Here is a 19,483-nt window from a genome sequence, read left to right on the forward strand (position 1 = left end):
GCATGCCTCGCAGCAATTACCCTCCGGTTACTTGACCCCCGATGGAGGCCAGTTATGAAGCCTGTCGCCGATTCCGGCCAGCTCGCCCTGCTCAGCAACCGCAAGGACACGATGGCCCAGATGTTCCTGGACCGCGTCGCCGCGACCCCGCAGCGCGAGGCGTTCCGGTATCCGGCCGGGGACCAATGGAAGTCCGTCACCTGGCGGGAGACCGACGAGCTCGCGCGCCGCCGGGCGGCCGGGCTGATCGCGCTCGGCGTCGAGCCGGAGCAGCGGGTCGCGATCGCGTCCAGCACCCGGATGGAGTGGATCGACTGCTACCTGGCCGCCGTACTGGCCGCGGCCGCGACGACCACGATCTACCCCTCGACGATGTCGTCGGACGTGGCGTTCATCGTCGCGGATGCCGACGTGCAGGTCGCGTTCGCCGAGGACGCGGGGCAGGTCGACAAGCTGCGGGAGCACCGGGCCGAGACGCCGTCGCTGCACAAGGTCGTCCTGATCGACGGCACTCCACTGGACAGCGATGGGGATTGGGTCATCAGCCTGTCCGCGCTGGACTCGCTGGGTGACGCCTATCTGGCCGAGCATGCCGCGGCGGTCGACGAGCGGGTGGCGCAGATCAAGGCGGATCACCTCTGCACGTTGATCTACACCTCCGGCACGACCGGGCGTCCCAAGGGCGTGCGGTTGCCGCACTCGGTGTGGACGTACGAGGGCGCGGCGGTCGAGGGGATCCGGGTGCTCAGTCCGGACGACCTGCAGTTCCTGTGGTTGCCGTTGTCACACGTGTTCGGTCAGGTGCTGGTCGCCGTACAGTGCCAGATCGGGTTCGCGACGGCGGTGGACGGGCGGATCGACAAGATTGTCGACAACGCGGCGATCGTCCAACCGACCTTCATGGCCGCGGCGCCGCGGATCTTCGAGAAGGCGCACGCGCGGATCGTCACGATGATCGAGTCCGACGGTGGGGTCAAGGCTCGGCTGTTCCATTGGGCGTTCGGGGTGGGCGCGCGCGTGTCCACGCTGCGCCAGGCCGGCAAGGAGCCGAGCGGGTTGCTGGCGGCGCAGTTCGCTACCGCTGATCGGTTGGTGCTGTCGAAGATCCGGGATCGCTTCGGTGGGCGGATCCGGTTCTTCGTGTCCGGGTCGGCCGCCCTGGACAAGAAGCTGGCGGAGTGGTTCCACGCCGCCGGGCTGCTGATCCTCGAGGGGTACGGACTGTCGGAGACCGCGGCCGGCTCGTCGCTGAACCGGCCCACGCAGTACCGGCTCGGCAGCGTCGGCCCGGTCTTTCCCGCCACCCAGGTCAAGATCGCCGAGGACGGCGAGATCCTGATCAACGGCCCCGGTGTGATGAGCGGCTACCACAACCAGCCCGCGCAGACCGCCGAGGTGATCGACTCCGACGGCTGGTTCCACACCGGCGACATCGGGCACTTCGAGGACGAGTTCCTCTTCATCACCGACCGCAAGAAGGACCTCTTCAAGACCTCCGGCGGCAAGTACGTCGCCCCCCAGGTGATCGAGGGCCGCTTCAAGACCATCTGTCCCTACGCGAGCCAATTCGTTGTCCACGGCAACAAGCGCAACTTCGTCTCCGCGCTGGTCACCCTGGACCCCGACGCCATCGTCGCGTGGGCCACCTCGAACGGCCTGACCGGCCGGCCGTACGCCGAGATCGTCACGTCGGACGCCGCCCGCGCAATGGTCCAGGGCTACGTCGACGAACTGAACGCCGGCCTCAACCGCTGGGAAACCATCAAGAAGTTCACTATCCTCGACCGGGACCTCACCATAGAATCCGGCGAAATGACCCCCAGCCTCAAGCTCAAACGCAAGTACGTAGAAGCCCAGTACGCCGACCTCCTCGACAAGATGTACGAGTAACAACCGGGGAAGCCGACCTACGCGCGCCACGCGAATCGCACGGGTGTACCGAAGGACGGGTAGTGGTGTGGCGTTTGCGGCGTCGTCGTGTGGAGCCGACCTTGGCGAGCGTGGTTCTGAGCAACCACTACCCGTTGTTCCGTGCCGTCTATGACTGTTCGAGGAGCTGTTTCAGGGCGGCCAGGTTTGCGGCCACCGCGGACTTGACGCGGCCGAGTGCGATGGGGGCCAGGAGGTTCAGGGGGCGGGGGGCTTGCAGGTTGACGGTGTTGGTGAGGGTGGTGGCGGTTCCTTCGGGGTGGAGTGTGTAGGTGAGATGGGCGGGCAGGGCGTTGAGGGTGCCTTGGACGGTGAGCTTGTGGTTGGGGGTGAGCTCGATGATTTCCAGGGTTTCCTCTGCGTGGACAGGGATCGTCCGGGTTTGCAGGTAGCGGGTGCCGACGCTGGGCGGGCCGGAGGTGAGCTGTCGGGTTTCGGCGAGGGCGTAGTTCCATTGGGGCAGGTTTTCGAGGTTGGCCAGGTAGGCGAAGACCGTGGCCTGCGGACGTTCGATGGTGATCGTGTTGGTGAATTTCATTGGGGCCGCCGCGAGCTGTCGACCAGGCGTTGTGCTGCGGTCGGGTCGTGGGCCGGAAGGACGACCAGGCCGGGCAGGTGCTCGGCGAGGGCCAGGACTTTGTCGGTGGTGTGGGCGAGTGCGCCGCGGTCACCGACTCCGGGGAGTTGGCGGCGTTCGAGGAGGCTCGACTCGTAGGTGAGGTCGCCGACCATGAGGAGTGGTGGCAGGTCGCGTCGGCGTACGAGCATCGAGATCGAGCCGGGCGTGTGACCGGGCGTGGGGAGCAGGACGATCGAGCCGTCGCCCATCACGTCGTACGCCTCGGTGAAAGGCTCGACGCCCAGATCGCCGGCGAAGGTGATGTGCTTCCAGCGCGCGCCGGGTACGTCGATATGCGTGCGGAGGAAGCCGCGGGCCTCGGGGGAGAACCCGGACAGTTGGGCCCACTCCGCCGCAGTGATCAGGAGCTCGCTGCCGCCGAGCTGCGGGATCCCGCCGATGTGGTCCTGGTGCAGGTGGGAGATGACCGCCTTGTCGACGTCGGCGGTCGAGTACCCGAGGGTGCCCAGTTGCGCGTCGAGCGTCTCGTGCTCGGCGATGTGGAACTTGGCCAGCCGGTCGTACACGACGCCGTTGAATCCGCCGGGGAAGTACGACGGATCCGTCACTGACGCACGGTCCTGGCCGGTGTCGAACAACACCAGTCCGTTCGCGTGCTCGACGACGTACACATTGATCGGCCGGGGCGGCAGCCACCGGCGCGAGGTGAGCAGCCACCAGTAGAGCGGCTTCTTCGAGCCGTGGGCGTGTTCGGGGTGGATCTCGACGCTGCCGGTGCTGATCACCGACACCGCCCGGACCGGGTCTCCGGTACCGGTGCGCGCCGGCAATCTGGTCGCTTCCGTGGACATGTGGACTCCTGAGGTGCTCATCGGCCCGACGAGTTCGGGGCCGAGGGCATCAGTCTTCGCCCGCGGTCGCGGCATGTCTGTGACTTTTGTAGTGCGCTGGAGTAACCGAGGTCACTCGTCGTCCGGGTTCCAGGTCTGGTCGTGGAGCCCGGTGGGGTCGAGGATGTGGACGCTGTCCGCCGAGGTGGCGACCAACCGCGCCAGCCGGAAATCTCGCAGTACTCGCGCCACCACCTCGCGGACCGAACCGACGGCATCCGCGAGCTCCTGCTGAGACACCTGGGCGACGAGCTCGCCGCGCGGACTCTGCTGGGTGGAGGCCAGGTCCAGCAGGTGAGCGGCGACTCGCTGTCGCACGGTGCCGAACGCGTTGATCGCGGTCTGCTGCAGGTTCTCGTACAGCCGGCGACTGAGCTCCTCCGCCATCGCCCACGCGACGCGGCTGTCTTTGCGCGCGGCGGTCGTCAACAGGCCGGCGTCGATCCGGAACAGGGTGGAGTCGGCGAGCGTCTGTACGCCGACATCGGCCGGACCCGCGACGAGCACCGCAATCCCGAGTACGTCGCGAGCCCGCGCGTACCGGACCGTCACCTGACGCCCCTCGGGTGACGACATGTAGACGCGCAACAGCCCGCGTACTACCAGCAACGTCCGAGGCGCGGACCGCTCCCGATACAGCGTGTTACCCGCCGGGTACTCGATCCGATCACCTGTGGCGAGCAAGCGCTCGATCAACTCGGCCGGCAGTCCCCCAAGGAAACTCCCAGCCATCGCCGCCGCGACATCCCCATCGCCCACCGTCCAAGCATCCGCCACTCACCCCACCCCGAGCCAACCGGTTCCGGCGGCGGAGGTCATGGTTGCCTTCGGCCTGTCGTCAGGAGAGCGGACCTGCGACTCTGAAGTCATGGAGGAGAGCGCGGCCGGCCCGCGCGACCTGAGTTCGCAGGCTCGATGGGCGATGGGGAAGGCCGCTCGGAAGCGGGCGCCGCGGCGGATTCATGCTGACTGGGAGCCGGCGGCCGATCGGCCGGATCCCGTCGACGTTCTCCAGGCACAGGCCGCGACCCGGGAGAACGACCTGGTCCCGATTCGTTACGGCCGGATGCTCGCCTCGCCGTTCACCTTCTACCGCGGCGGTCCGGCGATCATGGCGAGTGATCTCGCCGCGAGTCCCACGAGTGGCATCTCCGTCCAGGCGTGTGGTGATGCGCACCTGGTCAACTTCGGACTGTTCGCCTCGCCGGAGCGGGACCTCGTCTTCGACGTGAACGATTTCGACGAGACGCTGCCGGGGCCGTGGGAATGGGATGTGAAGCGCCTGGCGGCGAGTGTTGCCATCGCCGCGCGGCAGAAGGGGCTCCCACGCCATCAGCAGCGTGAGGTGGCTCGGTTGACGGTGCGCGGTTACCGAGAGGCCATGCTGGACTTCGCTGGGTTGGCGACGACGGACCTGTGGTTTCTGCACATGTCGTCCGAGCAGTTGACCGACATTGCCGGTCAGTTGGAGGCGGAGTTCGGGATCGAGGCACCGAAGCTTGCTCCCGATCGGCTGGAGAAGATCTTCGCGAGAGCCCGGGCGCGCGACAGTCTGGGCGCCTTCGCCAAGCTGTGCCAGAGCGACGGCGAGACGGTCCGGCTGGCCAGCCATCCGCCGCTGCTGGTTCCAGTCCGGCAGCTGTCGGCCGGCGATGGCGCGAATCGGGTTGCTGCGGGCATCCGGTTGGCCTTTGACAGCTATCGGGCGAGCGTCAGCGACGCCCGGCGGGCGCTGCTCGACCAGTTCGAGATCGTCGACATGGCGCGGAAGGTGGTGGGTGTCGGCAGTGTCGGCACACGCTGTTACGTGGTCCTGCTGCGGGGCAAGAGCCGGGAGGACGTGCTGTTCCTGCAGGTCAAGCAGGCGGAGGCATCGGTTCTCGAGCCTCATCTGGGGGTCAGCAGCTATCCGAATCACGGGCATCGGGTGGTGGCCGGCCAGCGTCTGCTCCAGGCCCTGCCGGACTCGTTCCTCGGCTGGTCGACCATGCCGGACGGAAACGATTTCTACTTCCGCCAGCTCTGGGACATGAAGGGCGAGATCGACCCGTCGAAGCTGACTGTCGGCGGTCTGGGCATCTACGGCGCCCTGTGCGGATGGACTCTTGCTCGCGCGCACGGCCGAGGAGGCGACGAGGTGGCCATCGCGGGCTACCTCGGCAAGTCCGACACCTTCGACCACGCGATCGCCGACTTCGCCGTCACCTACGCCGACGTCAACGACCGCGACCACGAGCGACTCGCAGCCGCTGTCGCCGCAGGCACAATCAAGTCGGCAACCACACCCTGACCCTGGTGTTCCGCCGGGCGGCAGGCCGATGACACATGGGTCTATTGGGTGCTGGAGGATGCCAGCAGGGCGGCGTGTTTGCCGGTGGTCAGGGATTGGCCTTGGTCGATCATTTGTTCGGCGATGCGGTCTACGGCGTGGGAGAAGGCTTCGGAGTTGTCGGGGTCCCAGTCGGAGAGGCGGTCGAGCATCCAGTCGCGGAAGGCGCCGACGAAACGCTGGAACATCTCCAGGCCGAGGGTGGTGAACCGGTAGTGGCCGAGGGTCTCGGAGAGGTAGCCGTCGGCAACCAGTTGGGTGGCGATGGGTTCGAAGACGCCGGGTGGGACGCGGAGGTCGCCGGTGATGTCGCCGAGGGTGGCGGATCCGGCGTCGGCGCCGCCGCGGAAGACGCGCATGATCATCCAGGCCTGGGCGACGTTCAAGGGGATGCCGGACTGGGCCAGGACCTCGGGGGCCGGGTTGCGTTTGTGGTGCTGGACGACCAGGGCGGCGAGGCGCTGGAGTTCGTGTTCGGAGTCGAACGACGCGGGGGCGGCGAAGTTCTCGCCGACGTCGCTGGCGGCCATCCGCGCGGTCTCGCGGAGCGGGACCTCCTTCAGCATCAGCGCGACCAGGAGACCGAGCGCCGCCACCGGCACAGCCCACAGGAACACGACATGCAAGGAGTCCGCGTACGCCGCTGTCACCGCCGGCCGGACCGAGTCAGGCAGTGAGCGCACACCGTCGACAGTCGTGACCACTTGAGGGTCAGCACCGGTGGTGCGAACCGCCTCGGCCAGGTGAACGGGCAGCTGATGCGCATAGATCGATCCGAAGACCGCGACCCCGAACGAGCTGCCCATCGTGCGCAGGAAGCTCACCCCGGACGTCGCGACCCCGAGGTCGGCGTAGTCGACGGTGCTCTGCACGACCACGGTCGGTACCGGCATGCACAGTCCCACGCCCACTCCGAGGACGATCATGAACCCGGCGGTCACGACGTACGACGTCTGGTTGTCCATCAGCGACAGCAGGAACAGGCCGACGCCGATCAGGACGGTCCCGACGATCGGGAACAGCCGGTAGCGGCCGGTCTTGCTGATGAACTGGCCGACCACGACCGACGCGACGAGCAGACCGCCGACGAGCGGCAGCATCTGCAGGCCGGACTCGGTCGCCGAGGCGCCATGGACGAACTGCAGGTACGTCGGCAGATACGTGACCCCACCGAGCATCGCGAACCCGATGATGAAGCTCAGCACCGCGCACACCGTGAACACGCCGGACCGGAACAACCGCAACGGCAGCAACGGCTCCGCGGCCCGCTGTTCCACCACGATGAAGAGCCCGAGCGCGAGCAGCGATCCGATCGCCATCGAGATGATGAGCGTGGATGTCCAGGCGTGCTCGTTGCCGCCCCACGTGGTCACCAAGGTCAGCCCGGTCGCGGCGAGCCCGACGAACAGGATGCCGAGATAGTCGATCGTGGGTTTGACCGCCGCCTTCACCGCCGGCAGCGAGATCGAGGCGACGATCAGGACGACGATGCCGAGCGGGATGTTCACGTAGAACGCCCACCGCCAGCTCAGGTGGTCGACGAACAGCCCACCGAGCAGCGGGCCGGCCACGGTGGCGACCCCGAAGACCGAACCCATCACGCCCTGGTACTTGCCGCGTTCGCTCAGCGGTACGACGTCCGCGATCACCGCCATCGCGGTCACCATGATGCCGCCGGCGCCGAGGCCCTGGATCGCGCGCGAGCCGACCAGCCACAGCATCGAGTTGGCCATCCCGCACAGCGCGGAGCCGGCGAGGAACAGCACGACGCTGATCAGGAACATCCGCTTGCGCCCGTAGAGGTCGCCGAACTTCCCGACCAGCGCGGTCATGATGGTCTCGGCCAGCAGGTACGACGTGACCACCCAGGACAGGTGGTTCGCACCACCCAGATCACTGACGATGGTCGGCAGCGCGGTCGCCACGATCGTCTGATCGAGGGCCGCGAGCAGCATTCCGAGCATGATCGCGACCACGACCGCGTTCCGGGTACCGCGCCCGATCGGCTGAGCCTCGGTGTCCATGAGCCGAATGTAGCTATTCCCGGACCGTCTGCCACTACAGAACGACGGAGATCCGGTGACGAAATCGCCGGGGAGGAATGGTGGGCGCGGGTCCGTAGGATGGGTGGGTGCCGTCGACATTGCCCGAGGGGGAGGTTGCGCCCCGGGACGGGGCGTTGCCGCAATCAGCTGTGCGCGAGGCCGGATCCCGGCCGCTGGGCTTCTATCTCCACGTGCCGTTCTGTGCGTCCCGGTGCGGGTACTGCGACTTCAACACCTACACCGCCAAGGAACTCGGTGGCGGCGGGTCACAGGCGTCGTACGCCGAGACCGCGGTGGCCGAGGTCCGGCAGGCCCGGCACGTCTTGAAGGAGCTGGACAAGCCGGTCGAGACGGTGTTCTTCGGTGGGGGTACGCCGACGTTGCTGCCGGCCGGTGATCTCGGCAAGATGCTGGCCGCCGTACGGGACGAGTTCGGGCTGGCCCCCGGTGCCGAGGTGACGACCGAGGCGAATCCGGAGTCGGTGGACCCGGCCTATCTCGAGGCGCTGCTCGAAGCGGGGTTCACCCGGGTGAGCTTCGGGATGCAGAGTGCGTCGTCGCACGTGCTCAGGATTCTCGATCGGCAGCACACGCCGGGCCGGGCGCTGGAAGCGGTGAAGGAGGCGACGGCGGCCGGGTTCGAACATGTGAATCTGGATCTGATCTACGGGACGCCGGGGGAGTCGCTCGACGAGTGGCGGGCCTCGCTGGAGTCCGCGTTGTCGGCGCAGCCGGATCATGTCAGCGCCTACGCGTTGATCGTGGAGGACGGCACTCAGCTGGCCCGCCGGGTACGGCGCGGCGAGTTGCCGATGCCGGACGACGACGATCTGGCCGACAAGTACGTGCTGGCGGACGAGATGCTGTCCGCTCAGGGCCTGAACTGGTACGAGGTGTCCAACTGGGCTCGCACCGAGGACGCGCGCTGCCGGCACAACGAGCTCTACTGGCGCGGCGACACCTGGTGGGGGATCGGCCCGGGCGCCCACAGTCATGTCGGTGGCGTCCGCTGGTGGAACGTGAAGCACCCCAGCGCGTACGCCGAACGCCTCGACGCCGGTGACAGTCCGGCGTACGCGCGGGAGACTCTCGACGCCGAGACCCGCCGAGTCGAGCGTGTGCTCCTCGAGGTCCGGCTCGCGGCCGGCCTGCCGCTCGACGTCCTCGACGAAGCCGGCCGTGCCGCCGTTGACGCGGTCGTAGGAAACGGCCTGGCGACGATCACCTCGGCCGATGAGGATCGACTCGTGCTGACCCGCAAGGGTCGGTTGCTGGCTGACGCGGTGGTCCGCGACCTGCTGCCGTAAACGATCAGAACCGATGACGACAAGCGCCTACCTGGGTGGCAGGCCACCGCGCTCGGCCAGCCGGCGCTCCGGCGCGGGAGCCGCTTCGGCGAGCAGTTGGGTGTACTCGTGCTGCGGATCGAGAATCACGTCGTCGGCCGGACCGTACTCGACGACCCCGCCGCGGTACAGGACCATGATCTCGTCGCTGAAGTGCCGGGCCGTCGCGAGGTCGTGGGTGATGTAGAGCACCCCGAGGTTCTCCTCGCGCTGCAGCGTCGCGAGCAGGTTGAGTACGCCGAGACGGATCGACACGTCGAGCATCGACACGGGCTCGTCGGCGACCAGGATCGCCGGCTCCGGCGCGAGCGCGCGGGCGATCGCGACGCGCTGCCGCTGACCCCCCGACAACTCGTGCGGTCTCCGATCGGCGTAGTCCCCGGCCGGTTCCAGCCGTACCCGGCGCAAAAGGTCCAGCACGCGTTCGGTCACCTGGTCACGCGAGAAGCCGGGATGATGCAGGCGCACCGGACGGGCGAGGTGGTGGCCGATCGTGTGGTACGGGTTGAGCGACGCGAACGGGTCCTGGAACACCATCTGCACGGCCTTGCGATAGGCCGCGGCGCCGGCTCCTCGGTACCGCATGGGTTCGCCGTCCACCAGGATCGCGCCCGAGGTGGGCCGCTCGAGCTGCATCAGCAACTTGGCGATCGTCGACTTCCCCGACCCGGACTGACCGACCAGAGCTACGGTGCGCCCCGGTTCCAGTACGAAGCTCACCTGGTCGACCGCGCGCAGTCGCGTGGTCCGCAGACCGTCGCGCAGCCGGTAGTCCTTGACCACGTCCTGCATCTCCAGCACGGTCATCGTGCCTCCATCTCCTCGGCCACTGCGGCCTCCACCGTCTGCTCGGTCTCCTCCAGGGCGATGTCGTCACCGGGTACGCCGTTCCGGACGAAGCCGCCACGCTCGCCGGTCAGGCTGGGGAACGACGACAACAGGCGCCGGGTGTAGGGATGCTTGGGTTGCGTGTAGAGCGTCAGCGCGTCGTCCAGCTCGACGATCAGCCCGGCCCGCATGACCGCGATCCGGTCACTGATCTCGAGCAGCAGGGGAAGGTCGTGGGTGATGAAGACGACCGCGAACCCGAGGTCGGACCGCAGGCGAGTGATCTCGTGGAGGATCTCCCGCTGCACGACCACGTCGAGCGCGGTGGTCGGCTCGTCCATGATCAGCACCTGCGGTTCGAGCGCCAGCGCCATCGCGATCATGACGCGTTGCCGCATGCCGCCGGACAGTTCGTGCGGATAGGCGCGGAGGCGGTCGCGATCGACGCCGACGCGTTCGAGTAGCTCACCGCAGCGTCTGCGGCGCTCCGTCCTGGACATCTCCGGCCGGTGCGTCAGGAAGACGTCTTCGAGCTGTTCCGCGATCCGCAGTACCGGATTGAGCGAGTTCATCGCGCCCTGGAACACCATCGCGATCTTGTCCCAGCGGAACGCCCGCAGGTCCTCGCCGCCCAGGCTCGACAGGTCGACGTCGTAGCCCTCGCGGGACGAGAACACGACGCGCCCACCGGTGATGGACGCCGGCGGCTTCAGCAGGCGGGTGATTCCGTACGCGAGGGTCGACTTCCCGCACCCGCTTTCGCCGGCCAGGCCGAGGATCTCCCCGCGTCGCAGCGTCAGCGAGACCTCGCGTACGGCGTGCACGGTCGACTCGGCCAGATAGTCGATGCTGAGGTTCTCGATGCGGAGCACAGGGTCCGTCGTCACGCGCCCACCTCGGTCGCTGCCTTCTCCCGGTCGCGGCTCATGCTCCACTTGGCGCGTTCGGCACGCGTCTGCGAGCGGAGCTTCGGGTTGATGATCTCGTCGATCGAGAAGTTGATCAGGGACAAGGCCGCGCCGAAGAGGGCGATCGCCAGGCCTGGAGGTGCGAACCACCACCAGGCGCCGAGCCGGAGTGCGAGCCCGTTCTGTGCGTAGAACAGCATCGTGCCCCAGGTGAAGGATCCGGTGGCGCCGAGCCCCAGGAACGACAGACCGGCCTCACCGAGGATCGCGAAGATCACCGCGAAGACCACCTGTGACGCGAGGAGTGGAATCAGGTTCGGCAGGATCTCGACGAGCAGGATCCGCCAGCGCTTCTCACCACTGATCCGCGCGGCGAGCACGTAGTCACGGCTGCGCACGCTGAGGGTGAAGCCGCGCAGCACCCGGGCCGAACCGGCCCAGCTCGTGATGGCGAGGACGGCGGCCACCAGCCAGATGGACTTGTTGGGCACGTAGCTGGAGATCACGATCACCAGCGGCAGGCCGGGAATGACCAGCATGATGTTGGTGAGGAGTGAGAACGCCTCGTCGGCCCAGCCGCCGACGAACGCGCCGACGACGCCGAAGAAGGACGACAGCAGCAGTGTGATCGCACCGACCACGACGCCGATGATCAGCGAGCCACGGGTCGCGTAGGCGAGCTGGGCGAAGACGTCCTGACCGGTCTGTGTGGTTCCGAGGACGAAGCCGTGTCCCGGGCCGGTCAGTCCGATGTCCCGGACCGTCGACGGACTGCCGACGACCAGCGGGCCGATCAGCCCGAAGGCGACGATCAGGCCGGCGATCCCGAGGCCGACGCCGAGTTTCACGGTCATCGGCGGCAGCCGGCGCCTCGGCCGGCTGACCGGCGACCCGTCCTCGGCGGCCGCCTGCGCCGCTCCTTCAGTGGTGATGGCCATCAGGTTCACCCTTCCTAAGACCGTGCACGGGTGCGTGGATCGATGACGCCGTACAGCAGGTCGACGAGCAGGTTCGCACCGAGGACCGCGAGCGTGATGATCAGGAACACGCCTTGCATCAGCGCATAGTCGTTGTTGCCGACCGCGAGCAGGAGCGCGGAGCCGATGCCGGGGTACGAGAAGACCGCCTCGGTCACGATCGAGCCGGCGACCACGAAGCCGAGGGAGATCGCGAACCCCGAGATGGACGGCAGGATCGCGTTGCGGGCGACATAGCGCGAGCGGATCCGGCGCGGGGTGAGTCCTTTCGCCTCGGCGGTGACGACGAAGTCCTCGGACAGGGTCGAGACCATCATGTTGCGCATCCCGAGCATCCAGCCGCCGATCGATGAGATGACGATGGTCAGCGCCGGGAGCGCGCCGTGATACAGGACCGATTGCGCGAACGGCAGGTTCCATCCCGGCGTGACGGAGTACACGTCGTACCCACCGTTGAGCGGGAAGACCGGCCAGGTGCTGCCGAGGAGGAACAGCAACAGCAGCGCCAGCCAGAAGTACGGCACCGACTGCAGCATCGTGGTGACAGGGATCAGGCTGTCGATCCACGAACCGCGTCGCCAGCCGGCGGCCCGGCCGAGCAGGATGCCGACGGCGAACGAGATCACCGTCGCCAGACCGATCAGGCCGACGGTCCAGGGCAGCGTCTGACCGATGACCTGGGAGACCGGAACCGGGAAGTACGCGATCGACGTACCGAGATTGCCGGAGACGAGCTGGTGCAGGTACTTCGTGTACTGGTCCCACAACGACGCGTTGGTGTCCGTCCCGAGCAGCGCCTGGATCGCTGCTCGGGTGGTCGGCGTGACCGGGCCCTTGGTGGCCAGCTTGGAAAGCATCAAGTCGACCGGATTCCCCGGCATCAGCCGGGGAATCAGGAAGTTCAGGGTCAGCGCCGCCCAGAGGGCGACGACGTAGAAGGCGACTTTCCGCAGCAGGTAGTGCACGGCCGGCCCGCGCTCAGTTGGCGGGTTTGATCGTCTTGAGGACGATCCCGGCGTCCCAGGCCTTCCAGGCCGCGGGCAGCACGTAGGTGTCGTCCTTGGTCGGCCAGCCGGTCGCGCGCGAAGTGTTGAACTCGGTCAGCATCGAGTTCACGTAGATCGGGATGTAGGGCAGCTGGTCTGCGATGACCGCCTGGATCTTGGCGTACTCCGCCTTCTGGACGGCCTTGTCCGTCGTACCGGCCGCCACCTTCAGCGCCGCGTCGACGACCGGGTTCGAGAACCGCGCCTGGTTGCCGGCCGTGGCGTTCTTGCCGACCGGCATCGTGTTCGCGGTCGCGAGCTTGCCGTCGTAGGTGAAGTACGGGTTGGTGGACGCACCGAGGCCGACGGAGTCGAGCGACAGCTGGAACTTCCCGTTCGTCTGGGCGGCGTTCCACTCGTTCCACGAGACCTGGCTGGGCTTCAGTTCGATGCCGACCGCGGCCAGCTGCTGCTTGAGTGTGTCGTTGATCGAGATGTAGTCGCTCCAGCCGGTGACGGTCTGGACGGTCAGCGACAGACGCTTGCCGGCCTTGGTCCGTACGCCGTCACTGCCCTTGGTCCAGCCGGCCGCGTCGAGGGCCTGGTTCGCCTCGTCGACGCCGGCGCTCTGCGGAAGCTTGGCGGAGCCGGCGTCCGCGATCCAGTCGTCGTCGCGGCCCGGGAGCAACAGCGTCGGCGATCCGACGCCCGCGACTCCGCCGCCGGCCAGCTTGGCGAGCTGCTCGCGGTTCATCGCCAGGTAGATCGCCTTGCGAACGGCCGGGTCGGTCTGCGGTCCGGTGCATCCGAGGCCGGAGTTGGAACACGTCACGAGCACCGTCGTCATGACCGGAGTGTTGACGTACGTCAGGTCCTTGTTGGACTTGATGATGTTGTCGATGCCGGGCAGGTAGGCACTCGCCCAGTCGACCTTGCCCGCGACCAAAGCTGCGCTGGCGGCATCCGCCGACTGGACCGGGAGGTAGCGCACCTCCTTGATGATGGGTTTGCCCTGCTCCCAGTACTGGTCGTTCTTCGTCAGCACATAGCTCTGCGGCGTGAACGACTTCAGCTTGAACGGGCCGGTGCCGACCGGATTCTCGTTCAGGTTCGTGGTCGGATCCTTGATGTCCTTCCAGATGTGCTCGGGCACGATCGCCTGGTTGGCGAGTACGGCGGGCTCCTGCATCAGGGACTTCGACTTGAACGTGAGGACCGCGGTGTCGTCCGCGGTGGCCTTGGCTGTGGCGGCGAGGCCCGAGGGATTGAGCGCAGGGGTCGTCGCGACCAGGTTGAAGGTGAAGGCAACATCCTTCGCGGTGAACGGCTGGCCGTCGTTCCATTTGACGCCCAGACGGAGCTTGATGGTGAGCTCGGTTCCGGCCGCGTTCCAGGAGTAGCCGGTGGCGAGGACCGGCGTCGGGTCCGACTGCTTCGCGAAGTTGTACCAGTAGAGCGGCTCGTAGATGACGCCCAGCGTCGGCTGCAGCGCGGTGGTGCTGAACGGGTTGAAGTTCTTGGCGGTGATATCGCCGGCCGCGACAGTGATGGAGGCGTCCTTGGCGGCGGCCTGGTTGCCGGTGGCGGTGCTGGAGCAGGCACCGAGCAGGAGGGCGGTGGCGGTCGCGGTGGCCGCGACGCTCACCAGGCGCCGCGTCCTCGTACGGTTCGTCGGGTTCCGGAGCATCGATCGATTCCTTTCCGGGGCAGGGATCCGCACGAACGCGGTCCTTGGAACGCGTCACCCGGCACCCGGCCAGGGAAGCTGGGGGGTAACTTAGTTGGCCTAATAAACTTGGCGCAAGGGTTCGCGACGGTAACGATTCGACCGCGCTGGGTGCAGGGTGGGCGGCGGCTAGGCCGAGACGGCGTGCTCGGACTTGAGCATCAGCAGCGCGGCCCCGATCGCGGCCGCGTCGTGGCCGCGCTCGTCGAGGACCACCTCCGTGCCCACGCTGCGCCCGAAGACCGAGCTCAGGATCCGCTCCTGCAGGATCGGCAGGTAGATCGTTCCGGCGACGGCGAAGGCGGGGCCGGTGAGGACCAGGAGCTGTACGTCGTACATGTTGGCGATCGTCTGCGCGCCCAGCGCGATCCACGCCGCCGAGTCCCGGATGATGGCCTCGGCGCGGGAGTCTCCGCTCAGCGCCAGGCGGGCGATGGCGGCGAAGGCCGCGACACCGGAGTGCCGGTGCGAGCCGAGGTCGAGCCCGGCCGCGCGGGCCTTGGCGACGACCGCGGCCGGTCCGGCGAGTGCCTCCAGGCAGCCGGTCCCTCCGCACCAGCAGCGCGGACCGCCGATCTGGACGCAGATGTGCCCGACTTCGCCGGCGTTGCCGTGCGCGCCCTGATAGACGTTGCCGTTGAGCCGCAACCCGGATCCGATGCCCTCGCTCATGAACAGCGCGGCCATCACCGAGACGTCGTGGCTGGTGGTGAGGCGAGTGCCTGCGGCCGCCGCGGTGGCGTCGTTCTCGAGCAGCGCCGGCAGGCCGAGTCGCTCCTCGAGGCGGCGGCGGACCGGGAAGCCGACCCAGCGCGCCATCGACGGCGGGGCCGAGGTCACCCCGCGGTTGCGGATCAGCGGACCGGGACAGACGAAGCCGAGGCCGAGGACGAGCGCCCGATCGACGCCGGCCCGCTCGATCAGCTCGCCGGTCTCGATCGCCACCCGCTCGACCACCTCCTCGGGGTCGCTCTCGTCGCCCGGCCCGTCCCGTCGCCAGCGGGCCACCACGCCGCCGGCGTAGTCGACCAGTACGTAGGTCAGGCTGTCCGCGCTCAGATGGACGCCGACGACGTACCGCGCCGCCGCCTGGATCTGCAGCAACGTGCGTGGTTTGCCGCCGGTAGAGGTGGACGTGCCGCGACCGGCCTCGGTGACGAGGCCGTCGTCGATCAGCCGGCGGACGACCGCGGTGACAGACGGTGCGGTGAGGCCGGTGAGCTGGGTAAGTTCGACGCGGCTGAGCGTGCCGGCGGAGCGGATACGGTCGACGATGACGGCGCGGCTGCTCGTCGGCGCCGGACCGTAGCCCGGCGACCGCGAGGAGTCGCTGACCTGCTGCATCGGTACATCCGCCTCTGCCCGGTTAGTTAGATCTGTGAATATAGTGGGATCCGTTGCCTAGGAGGGCAGTGTATGCAGGACATGACGTCCCGGGATCGCATCGCCGGGCTGGTCCTGGCGCGTCCTGGGCGGGTCCTCGGGATGGAACCGTTCATGGCCGACGTCGTCCAGGGGATCGAGGAGTACTTCGCCGGGCGCGGCTGCAGCCTGCTCATCGAGTTCACTCACTCCATCGCCGGCGAGATCGCGATCTGGCGTCGATGGGTGGCCAACGACCACGTCGACGGAATCGTCATGGTGGATCTCCGCAGCGGGGACCCGCGACTCGCCGAGCTCGAGCGTCTGCGGACGCCCGCGGTGCTGCTCGGTGGGCCCGAGTTGCGGGCGCCGATCACGAACGTGCTGGTCGACAACGCCGAAGGTGCCCGCGCGGCTGTTCGCGCTCTGGCCGACCTCGGTCACCGCGACATCGCCCGGGTGAGCGGCCCACGCGACATGGTGCACTGCCAGGCCCGGGACGAGGCGTTCATCGCCACCTGCACGGAGCGGGAGGTGTCCGGGCAGGTGATCGAGGGGGACTATTCCGAGGGCTCGGGCCGGGCGGCGACCCGGCAACTGCTGACCGGCAGCCGGGTCCCGAGTGCCGTTGTCTACGACAACGACCTGATGGCGATCGGCGGTCTCACGGTGGCGAAGGAACTGGGCGCCAGGGTCCCGGACGAGTTGTCGGTCATCGCCTGGGACGACACCGCGGTGGCCCGGCTCGCGCATCCTCCGTTGAGTGTGGTGACCGTCGACGTCCACGGCCTCGGCACGATCGTCGGCGAGGCGATCCTCGCGGTGATGGACGGCGCCGGGGTGACGACGTACCAGGTGCCGAAACCGACGATCCGGCTGGCGCAGTCGACCGCCGCCGTGAGCCGGGACTGAACGGGGACGAAGGCACCCACGCGAACACGTGCGGACAGAGGCGATTTCCTCCGCCGGTCACGCGGTGATCTTCAGCGGTCACTGGGTGAAGTGGGGCTTGACATATCCAGTGAATACCCTCGAAGCTCAGCACACTTTCGCGATCCGAGAGCGCTCTCAACTCCGTCCAGTTCCAGGGAGCTTTCACCATGCGGCCCAGTGCCCGCTATCGCCCCCTTGCAGTGCTGCTTGCCTGTAGCGCGGTCCTGTTCGCGTCCGCCTGCGGGGGATCGGGCAAACCCGATGCCTCCGGCAACGACGATACGGACGCGCCGAAGATCGAGCTCACCATCGCCACCTTCAACGAGTTCGGCTACGAGGACCTCTACCGCGAGTACGAGGCCCAGCACCCGAACATCAAGATCGTCGAGCGCCGCGCCCCGACCGTGGACGCGCACATCAAGAACCTGGAGACCAACCTGGCCTCCGGCTCCGGGATGGCCGACATCGAGGCGATGGAGGTCAGCTGGATCTACAAGTACCTGGCCAAGGCGGACCAGTTCGTCGATCTGCGTCAGTACGGCGCCGACGACCTGAAGGACCGCTGGCTGGACTGGAAGGTGGCCGGCGCCACCACCCAGGACGGCAAGATCATCGGCTACGGCACCGACATCGGGCCGGAGGCGATCTGCTACCGGCGCGACCTGTTCGCGAAGGCCGGGCTGCCGACCGACCGGGCCCAGGTGGCCAAGCTGTTCGCCGACTGGCCGTCCTACTTCGCCACCGGCCGGAAGTTCAAGCAGAAGGTACCCGGCTCGGCCTGGTACGACTCGGCGGTGCTCACCTGGGAGGCGATGCGCAACCAGCTGATCCAGGCCTACTACTCCAACCAGGATCGCTTCCTCGGTGCGGAGAACCCGTTGCTGAAGCGGACCTGGGACCAGGTGGTCCAGGGCAGCGCGGACGGACTGTCCGCGCGGTTGCCGGCCTGGAGCGACGCCTGGAACCAGGCGTTCCGCACGGACAAGTTCGCGACGATGGCCTGCCCGGGCTGGCTGCTCGGAGTGATCCAGGACAACGCGGGCACCTATGGCAAGGGCAAGTGGGACGTCGCCGACGTGTTCCCCGGCGGTGGCGGCAACTGGGGCGGGTCGTACCTGACCGTCCCGAAGCAGTCGCAGCAGCCGGTCGAGGCGGCCCGGCTGGCCGCCTGGCTGACCGCGCCGGAGCAGCAGGTCAAGGTGTTCAAGAAGATCGGCTCGTTCCCGTCCACGCTGGACGCGTACGACGACCCGCAGGTGAAGTCGCAGGTCAACTCGTACTTCAACAACGCGCCCGTCGGCCAGATCTTCATCAACCGGGCCCGGAACGTGATCCTCAAACAGCACAAGGGTCCGCGCGACGGCGAGATCAACCAGGTCTTCAGCGCCGCCCTGGCTCGCGTGGACGATGGCAAACAAGCCCCCGACGCCGCCTGGAAGCAGGCCCTCGATCTCGCCGACAAGGCCGCCAACACGCGCAAAGGCAGCTAAACGTTCGGGCGGATTCGACCGGGTAAGTACTACGGTGTGAACGCAAGCTCACCAACCCCGGGAGGACCGATGAACGAGTCTGGTTCTCCGACGTTGGAGCAGGTCGCGGCGCTCGCCGGGGTGTCCCGGGCGACCGTGTCGCGGGTCGTGAACGGATCGCCCAAGGTGCTGCCGGACACGGTCGCCGTGGTCCAGCGGGCGATCGGCCAGCTCGGCTACGTGCCGAACCGGGCCGCCCGTGCGCTGGTGACGCGCCGGACCGACTCGATCGCGATCGTGGTGCCGGAGCCGGACAGCCGGGTGTTCTCCGACCCGTTCTTCGCGGGCATGCTGGCCGGGGTGAGCCGGACGCTGGCGCCGACCTCGTCCCAGCTGGTGCTGCTGATCGAGCCGGCCGAGGGCGACGACCAGCGCCTGCTGCGCTACCTGCGCGGCGGGCATGTCGACGGCGCGATCATCATCAGCCACCACGGGCGCGACAACGTGCTGCAGGAGCTCGCGCAGTTGCCACTGCCGATCGTGTTCAGCGCCCGTCCGCTCGGCGTCGACGTACCGGTGGCGAGTGTGGACGTCGACAATGTCGCCGGCGCCCGGACCGGCGTCGAGTACCTGCTGTCGATCGGCCGGCGGAAGATCGGGACCGTCACCGGTCCGCTCGACATGACCGCGGGGCTGGATCGGCTGACCGGGTACCAGGACGTGATGAAGGAAGCCGGTCTGCCGACGGCGATCGCGTACGGCGACTTCACCGCCGACGGTGGTGAGCAGGCGGCGCTCCGGCTGTTCGACGACCACGCCGACCTGGACGGGGTGTTCGTCGCGTCCGATCTGATGGCGACCGCGACACTCCGGGTGCTGTCGCAGCGCGGCCGGAAGGTGCCGGACGACGTCGCGGTGGTCGGGTTCGACGACTCGGTGCTGGCGACCACGACGACGCCGAAGCTGACCACGGTCCGCCAGCCGGTCGAGCAGCTCGGCGCGCGACTGGCCGAGATCCTGCTGGCCAAGATCGGCGGCGCCGACCTGCACAGCCCGGAGATCTACGGCACCGAGCTCATCGTCCGCGACTCGGCTTAGGCGCTGCGCGCCGGATCTGAGGGTTTGCGGCTCTGATCTGAGGGGTTTCCTCGGATGTGGCTGCCAGGGGTGCGGAC

16 protein-coding genes are annotated in these 19,483 nt (G+C 67.9%); 6 read left to right on the top strand and 10 right to left on the bottom strand.

Annotation, left to right across the window (positions count from 1 at the left end):
* Positions 1–54 precede the first annotated feature (54 nt).
* Positions 55–1,890: an AMP-dependent synthetase/ligase gene (locus tag OG558_RS26335; RefSeq protein ID WP_405065407.1), complete on the top strand. Its 1,836-nt coding sequence runs from the start codon at positions 55–57 to the stop codon at positions 1,888–1,890.
* 148 nt (positions 1,891–2,038) lie between these two features.
* Here OG558_RS26335 and OG558_RS26340 read toward each other — a convergent pair whose 3' ends face one another.
* The 3 genes from OG558_RS26340 to OG558_RS26350 form a co-directional block, all read right to left on the bottom strand.
* On the bottom strand, positions 2,039–2,467 hold the full coding sequence (locus OG558_RS26340; protein ID WP_405065408.1) for an SRPBCC family protein: 429 nt from the start codon (positions 2,465–2,467) through the stop codon (positions 2,039–2,041).
* Positions 2,464–3,360 (bottom strand): MBL fold metallo-hydrolase, encoded by an 897-nt coding sequence (locus tag OG558_RS26345; protein WP_405065409.1) that lies wholly within the window; start codon positions 3,358–3,360, stop codon positions 2,464–2,466. Before OG558_RS26345 ends, OG558_RS26340 begins: the two co-directional genes overlap by 4 nt.
* Positions 3,361–3,471: 111 nt before the next feature.
* Complete coding sequence (locus OG558_RS26350; RefSeq protein WP_405065410.1) at positions 3,472–4,158, bottom strand: Crp/Fnr family transcriptional regulator; 687 nt, start codon at positions 4,156–4,158, stop codon at positions 3,472–3,474.
* 109 nt (positions 4,159–4,267) lie between these two features.
* On the opposite strand from OG558_RS26350, the gene OG558_RS26355 reads away from it, so the two are divergent.
* The gene (locus OG558_RS26355) at positions 4,268–5,689 is read left to right on the top strand and encodes a DUF2252 domain-containing protein (RefSeq protein WP_405065411.1); all 1,422 of its coding nucleotides are present in this window, start codon (positions 4,268–4,270) and stop codon (positions 5,687–5,689) included.
* Between the two features lie 41 nt (positions 5,690–5,730).
* Here the strand turns inward: OG558_RS26355 and OG558_RS26360 are convergent, their stop codons facing one another.
* Positions 5,731–7,752 (bottom strand): MDR family MFS transporter, encoded by a 2,022-nt coding sequence (locus OG558_RS26360; protein WP_405065412.1) that lies wholly within the window; start codon positions 7,750–7,752, stop codon positions 5,731–5,733.
* A 107-nt stretch (positions 7,753–7,859) separates the two neighbouring features.
* On the opposite strand from OG558_RS26360, the gene hemW reads away from it, so the two are divergent.
* Positions 7,860–9,080 (top strand): radical SAM family heme chaperone HemW, encoded by a 1,221-nt coding sequence (gene hemW, locus OG558_RS26365; protein WP_405065413.1) that lies wholly within the window; start codon positions 7,860–7,862, stop codon positions 9,078–9,080.
* Positions 9,081–9,107: 27 nt separating this feature from the next.
* Here hemW and OG558_RS26370 read toward each other — a convergent pair whose 3' ends face one another.
* The 6 genes from OG558_RS26370 to OG558_RS26395 all read right to left on the bottom strand — a co-directional run bounded on the left by OG558_RS26370 (position 9,108) and on the right by OG558_RS26395 (position 15,888).
* Positions 9,108–9,926 carry an ABC transporter ATP-binding protein gene (locus OG558_RS26370; RefSeq protein ID WP_405065414.1) on the bottom strand — a complete coding sequence of 273 codons (819 nt, stop codon included), beginning with the start codon at positions 9,924–9,926 and terminating at the stop codon, positions 9,108–9,110.
* On the bottom strand, positions 9,923–10,834 hold the full coding sequence (locus OG558_RS26375) for an ABC transporter ATP-binding protein (RefSeq protein ID WP_405065415.1): 912 nt from the start codon (positions 10,832–10,834) through the stop codon (positions 9,923–9,925). The genes OG558_RS26370 and OG558_RS26375 overlap by 4 nt, the downstream gene beginning before the upstream one ends.
* Positions 10,831–11,793, bottom strand: a complete 963-nt coding sequence (locus OG558_RS26380; protein WP_405065416.1) for an ABC transporter permease — start codon at positions 11,791–11,793, stop codon at positions 10,831–10,833. The genes OG558_RS26375 and OG558_RS26380 overlap by 4 nt, the downstream gene beginning before the upstream one ends.
* A gap of 14 nt (positions 11,794–11,807) precedes the next feature.
* On the bottom strand, positions 11,808–12,797 hold the full coding sequence (locus OG558_RS26385) for an ABC transporter permease (RefSeq protein ID WP_329475290.1): 990 nt from the start codon (positions 12,795–12,797) through the stop codon (positions 11,808–11,810).
* A 13-nt stretch (positions 12,798–12,810) separates the two neighbouring features.
* A complete protein-coding gene (locus OG558_RS26390) occupies positions 12,811–14,463 on the bottom strand; it encodes an ABC transporter substrate-binding protein (protein WP_405065417.1) in 1,653 nt (550 codons plus the stop codon).
* Between the two features lie 210 nt (positions 14,464–14,673).
* Complete coding sequence (locus tag OG558_RS26395; RefSeq protein ID WP_405065418.1) at positions 14,674–15,888, bottom strand: ROK family protein; 1,215 nt, start codon at positions 15,886–15,888, stop codon at positions 14,674–14,676.
* 72 nt (positions 15,889–15,960) lie between these two features.
* Here OG558_RS26395 and OG558_RS26400 point away from each other — a divergent pair, with 72 nt between their 5' ends.
* The 3 genes from OG558_RS26400 (at position 15,961) to OG558_RS26410 (ending at position 19,406) form a co-directional block, all read left to right on the top strand.
* Positions 15,961–16,818, top strand: coding sequence for a substrate-binding domain-containing protein (locus OG558_RS26400; protein WP_329475293.1), 858 nt, complete (start codon positions 15,961–15,963; stop codon positions 16,816–16,818).
* Between the two features lie 188 nt (positions 16,819–17,006).
* Positions 17,007–18,329 carry an extracellular solute-binding protein gene (locus OG558_RS26405; protein ID WP_405065419.1) on the top strand — a complete coding sequence of 441 codons (1,323 nt, stop codon included), beginning with the start codon at positions 17,007–17,009 and terminating at the stop codon, positions 18,327–18,329.
* A gap of 69 nt (positions 18,330–18,398) precedes the next feature.
* Positions 18,399–19,406: a LacI family DNA-binding transcriptional regulator gene (locus tag OG558_RS26410; RefSeq protein WP_329475295.1), complete on the top strand. Its 1,008-nt coding sequence runs from the start codon at positions 18,399–18,401 to the stop codon at positions 19,404–19,406.
* Positions 19,407–19,483: the final 77 nt, after the last annotated feature.

The sequence above is a fragment of the Kribbella sp. NBC_01510 genome (genome assembly GCF_045040325.1).
Lineage (GTDB): Bacteria > Actinomycetota > Actinomycetes > Propionibacteriales > Kribbellaceae > Kribbella.

Coding starts and splice junctions, on each gene's coding strand:
- OG558_RS26335 (WP_405065407.1), top strand. CDS start 55: ATGAAGCCTGTCGCCGATTCCGGCCAGCTCGCCCTGCTCAGCAACCGC.
- OG558_RS26340 (WP_405065408.1), bottom strand. CDS start 2,467: ATGAAATTCACCAACACGATCACCATCGAACGTCCGCAGGCCACGGTC.
- OG558_RS26345 (WP_405065409.1), bottom strand. CDS start 3,360: ATGTCCACGGAAGCGACCAGATTGCCGGCGCGCACCGGTACCGGAGAC.
- OG558_RS26355 (WP_405065411.1), top strand. CDS start 4,268: ATGGAGGAGAGCGCGGCCGGCCCGCGCGACCTGAGTTCGCAGGCTCGA.
- OG558_RS26360 (WP_405065412.1), bottom strand. CDS start 7,752: ATGGACACCGAGGCTCAGCCGATCGGGCGCGGTACCCGGAACGCGGTC.
- OG558_RS26370 (WP_405065414.1), bottom strand. CDS start 9,926: ATGACCGTGCTGGAGATGCAGGACGTGGTCAAGGACTACCGGCTGCGC.
- OG558_RS26380 (WP_405065416.1), bottom strand. CDS start 11,793: ATGGCCATCACCACTGAAGGAGCGGCGCAGGCGGCCGCCGAGGACGGG.
- OG558_RS26395 (WP_405065418.1), bottom strand. CDS start 15,888: ATGCAGCAGGTCAGCGACTCCTCGCGGTCGCCGGGCTACGGTCCGGCG.
- OG558_RS26400 (WP_329475293.1), top strand. CDS start 15,961: ATGCAGGACATGACGTCCCGGGATCGCATCGCCGGGCTGGTCCTGGCG.
- OG558_RS26405 (WP_405065419.1), top strand. CDS start 17,007: ATGCGGCCCAGTGCCCGCTATCGCCCCCTTGCAGTGCTGCTTGCCTGT.
- OG558_RS26410 (WP_329475295.1), top strand. CDS start 18,399: ATGAACGAGTCTGGTTCTCCGACGTTGGAGCAGGTCGCGGCGCTCGCC.